The sequence below is a fragment of the Oleiphilus sp. HI0132 genome, assembly GCF_001635845.1.
The window spans coordinates 1-4350 of record NZ_LWGJ01001096.1; the positions used below are offsets into that span (position 1 = coordinate 1).

General features: G+C 44.8%; 6 protein-coding genes. 4 read left to right on the plus strand and 2 right to left on the minus strand.

Annotated features, from left to right (window positions below; genetic code table 11):
• A partial coding sequence (locus tag A3766_RS14365; RefSeq protein WP_197479581.1) for a CopD family protein occupies positions 1-225 on the plus strand: 225 nt, incomplete at its 5' end.
• 24 nt (positions 226-249) lie between these two features.
• On the opposite strand, the gene A3766_RS14370 is transcribed toward A3766_RS14365, so the two are convergent.
• Complete coding sequence (locus A3766_RS14370) at positions 250-855, minus strand: YigZ family protein (RefSeq protein ID WP_068512085.1); 606 nt, start codon at positions 853-855, stop codon at positions 250-252.
• A gap of 347 nt (positions 856-1202) precedes the next feature.
• Here A3766_RS14370 and A3766_RS14375 point away from each other — a divergent pair, with 347 nt between their 5' ends.
• The 3 genes from A3766_RS14375 to A3766_RS14385 all read left to right on the plus strand — a co-directional run bounded on the left by A3766_RS14375 (position 1203) and on the right by A3766_RS14385 (position 3631).
• Positions 1203-2573 carry a wax ester/triacylglycerol synthase family O-acyltransferase gene (locus A3766_RS14375; protein WP_068512090.1) on the plus strand — a complete coding sequence of 457 codons (1371 nt, stop codon included), beginning with the start codon at positions 1203-1205 and terminating at the stop codon, positions 2571-2573.
• Between the two features lie 65 nt (positions 2574-2638).
• On the plus strand, positions 2639-3271 hold the full coding sequence (locus A3766_RS14380; protein WP_068512094.1) for an FKBP-type peptidyl-prolyl cis-trans isomerase: 633 nt from the start codon (positions 2639-2641) through the stop codon (positions 3269-3271).
• 114 nt (positions 3272-3385) lie between these two features.
• Complete coding sequence (locus A3766_RS14385) at positions 3386-3631, plus strand: DUF6868 family protein (protein WP_068512097.1); 246 nt, start codon at positions 3386-3388, stop codon at positions 3629-3631.
• A gap of 32 nt (positions 3632-3663) precedes the next feature.
• Here the strand turns inward: A3766_RS14385 and A3766_RS14390 are convergent, their stop codons facing one another.
• Positions 3664-4314, minus strand: coding sequence for a methyltransferase (locus tag A3766_RS14390; protein WP_068508015.1), 651 nt, complete (start codon positions 4312-4314; stop codon positions 3664-3666).
• Between the last annotated feature and the right edge of the window lie 36 nt (positions 4315-4350).

Consider the following 4350-nt stretch of genomic DNA (forward strand, 5'->3'; position numbering starts at 1 on the left):
AAGCATGTTCATATGATGCTTGGTCTAGGCTATATCATGTTTTTATTGTTTGGGCATTTATACTTTGTTCCATTTAAGCGTATGAAAGCTGCAGTGAGCGAGAATCGTTGGCCTGATGCCGCGACGCACTTAAATCTAATCCGTAAAATCGTCGCAATTAACCTGACACTGGGCTTGATCGTTATTGCTATCGCAAGTGGTGGTAAATTCCTGTTTTCTGCCTAAGTAAGTGAAGAAAACTTAGAGGGCTTAAGGCTGAATCAAAGAGGCGCTTTTGAGTGCATGCAGGTAAGCACTCAAGTCGCTTAGATGTCGATCATCAATGGCTATCTTCATCGTCACGGCTTGTTGATACTCAGTGCCGATGACTTCGCCTTGATGTTGAAAAAGCCAGTGTCGGATAGCCTGTTCGTCTGAAAAATCACATTGTATTTGGAATTCGTCGAGTTCCACTTTCAACTCTGTTTCACCTTCGTCATAGGCTTGCTGGGCCGCCTGGGAGTATGCTCTGACTAATCCGCCTGCGCCGAGCTTTATACCACCAAAATAACGAATCACAATGATCATGGCATCGCCAATATCTTTATGTTGAATGACATTCAGTATCGGCTTGCCTGCGGTGCCACCGGGTTCGCCATCGTCAGACATGGCCGCGAAACTCGGACTATGAGGTGGACCGATTTGGTAGGCCCAGCAATGATGGCGAGCATCGGGGTAATCTCGTTTAGCTTGTGCCAAAGCTAGCATGGCCTGCTCTCTATCTGTAACACTAAAATGCCGGGCGATAAAACGACTCTTCTTTATTTCATAAGTAGTTTCAATGCAGTCTTTAGGGACTAAGTAACTAAGCGCCATGGCTGGATGTTCCTGATTGGGATAAGCCGACTTACGCACAGCCTATAAACGAGATGTTGGTTCGACGAAACTCTGATCTCGACTAAAATTGTAAACTAGCATAAATTTTTGTGATATTGCCAGATTGAATATGTCTTAGCACTATGCCGAATAGGCGATCTCGGGTATCCTTGCGCGCTCTTTACACTTTGGTGAATGTGTAGCTTATAACTATTGATAGCGATGCCGCCAAACTTAATCTTGTTGGGCCCATAGGATGAGTGCCAGTTGTAGTTGGCCAGGGGAAACAGTTTAAATATGGCTGAGCAGTTTTTCGCGTTTTTACTCACAGTTTGGATGGAATCTTTATGAAATCATTGAGTTTAGCAGATCAGATTTTCTTATGGCTCGAGAAACGTCAGCAGCCAATGCATGTGGGTGGTTTGCACCTTTATCACTTTCCTGAAGATGCCGGCCCAAAATATGTGACAGAGCTTGCTGAGTATATGCGTTCCTTTCAGCAACCCATCGCGCCTTTTAATCAGCGTTTAAAATCTCGCTTCGGCCAATACCATTGGGAAGAAGATCTTCAGTTTGATCTAGAGCATCACTTTCGTCATAGCGCCTTACCAAAGCCAGGAAGAATTCGAGAACTACTCGCCTTGGTTTCGGTTAAGCATGGCGCCCTAATGGATCGAGAGCGACCAATGTGGGAAAGCCATTTGATTGAAGGTATTCGAGGTCGTCGTTTTGCGATGTACTTTAAAGCGCACCACTGTATGTTAGACGGTGTGGCGGCAATGCGGATGACAGCTAAGCTGTTATCAGAAGACCCTGAAGCTCGTGGTTTACCGCCTTTGTGGGCCTTGCCTCAAGTGAAGAAGATCCGTCCAGAAAATATTAATAATGCCAATATTGCGCAGAGTCTGGCAAATATCGTCGGTGAGGCCGGGAAGCAAATTTCTACGGTGCCGACGCTTATTAAAGAAGTGAGTCATGCTATAGGGCAGGCACGATCTAATCCAGATTATGTCTCTGTGTTTCAGGCGCCGAACAGTATTCTAAATAAGCCAATAACAGGCTCGCGTCGTTTTGCAGCGCAGTCATATCCAATAGAACGCTTTAAAACCTTGGCTAAGAAAATGGACGCCACACTGAATGATGTTGTGTTGGCTGTTTGCGGTAGTGCCTTACGTAATTATTTAATTAGTCAACATTCCTTACCCACTAAACCCTTAGTTGCGATGGTTCCAATGTCTATGCGCCGAGATGATAGTGCGGCGGGAAATCAAATTGCGATGATCCTTGCTAGCCTGGGAACCCATGTTGCTGACCCAGCTAAACGCTTGGAAATGGTAAAAAATTCGGTCAAAGATTCCAAAGAGCGATACTCACAGATGTCGCTTGAAGAAGCGATCAATTATACCGCTTTGACCTTGGCACCCGCTGGTTTGAATATGTTAACGGGTTTGTCGGAAAAACTTCAGGCATTCAACGTTGTTATTTCTAATGTACCAGGGCCAAAGAAAACACAGTATTGGAATGGTGCGCAGCTAGAGGGGATGTATCCCGTTTCAATACCTCTGGATCGTATTGCCTTGAATATTACTTTGGTCAGTTATGTAGATCAGTTAGAATTCGGCTTTACGGCTTGCCGCCGCACCTTGCCGTCTATGCAGCGTTTGCTGGATTATGTACAGAAGGGATTAGAGGAATTGGAAGTGGCAGCTGACATCTAAGATATTACCCTACTGACCATTTCGATTGGCAAGTAACAAACTTAACGACTAGTAGATATAGAGATATGACAAAGAAGACTGAAGATAAACCTCAATCGTTCGAGCAGAAAGTGAGCTATGGATTTGGATGGCAGTTTGGCCGTCAGATGCAAAAGAACCGCTTCGAGGGAATGGATATTGAAGCAACGATTCAGGCTTTGCGAGCATGCTTTAATGGTGAACCTTCGGCTTTGTCCGAAAGCGAACTCAACGAAGCCTATGACACGATTAAAGAAAAGCGCATGCAGTTCGAGAAAGATCGTACCGAGAAGTATCAGGATTTGTGCAAAACTTTCTTAGATGAAAATGCCAAGCGAGAAGGCGTACAAGTTACCGACTCAGGTCTACAGTACGAAATTCTGGAAAGTGCAGAGGGCGATAAGCCTAGTATTGATCAGACTGTACGCGTTCACTATCACGGCTCATTCATTGATGGCCAGGTTTTTGACAGCTCTATTACCCGAAATGAACCCGCTGAGTTTGCATTAGATCAGGTTATCCCCGGTTGGACGGAAGGTTTATCAATGATGCCTGTCGGCTCAAAGTGGCGCTTTGTAGTACCCTCTAAGCTAGCCTATGGTGAAATGGGCTCGCCGCCAGCAATACCGCCTAACGCGGTACTGGTATTCGATGTTCACCTGATGAATATTGTTAAGTAAGACTTGCCGTTTTTGCTACCAGGCACCTCGAAGAGCAATACTGCGTGGTGCCTGATTAAGGCCTAGGAAGCTTCTGCTTTCTCTGTATTTACAAAGTAATAGGAGGGCTGAGGGATGACAATTACGCAACTTACTGAACTATTAGGTTGGGCGGTTTTGATTAATCTTGCTTATCTGTCTCTGGCTAGTATCGCGGTGGTATTTTTCAAAGAGGCCATTACATCGATACACAGCAAGATGTTTGATCTTGAGGAAAAGCAACTGGCCCCTGTTTATCTTAGCTTTCTAAGCCAGTACAAAGTCATGACTTTGGTGTTTTTTGTTGCGCCCTACCTTGCGTTGAAGATTATGTGGCATTAGCTCTGCTTTGACCTGAGTAGCGCAGCCTACGGCTAGCGTGAAAACTTTAGAATATGGCCTTTGAACTGGCCCTCTAAATAGTCGGTATGCTCAGGCTTAAAGTGGCTTGAGCTAAAACCAAAGTCAATCATTCGTTTGCTGAGTTTGTTTTTTTTGCCGCGCCCAGGATCTACCAAAATGACCTCACTTGTTGGCTTGGAGTGTCTTTCAAAGAAATTAGCTAATAAGCTAATGTGTTCGTCTTCATATAATATATCGCTACCAATGATCAGGTCGAAAAGGCCTAAGCTATCATTATCTTTAGCCCAGTCTATACGTTCAAAGGTGATGTCGGCGTCGCTATTAAGTTCGGTATTTCGTTGTAAGAATTTTTCAGTTTCAGGGTGGTAGTCAGTGGCAGTAATATCGGCGTGCTGCTTATTTAGTAATAAACTCGATAAAGCCATGCCGCAACCAACTTCCAGGACCCTTTTATCACCAATAGTGTAGTTAAAGATGAAGTGTGCGAGCACCATACTGGAAGGCCAGATGACACCGAAGATGGGCCATGCTGCAGAGCTGATGCCCAGTTTCTCAGCGATGCCTTCCGGATCATGAAATTGCTGTCTGTCACGGAGTGTACAGAGATGAATATCGGTCTTACCAAACTCAATGGTTTGGTAGCACAAGCGTAAGTCTGTCATTTGGCTGCCTTCGTATTTGCGCTAAATATCTTTATA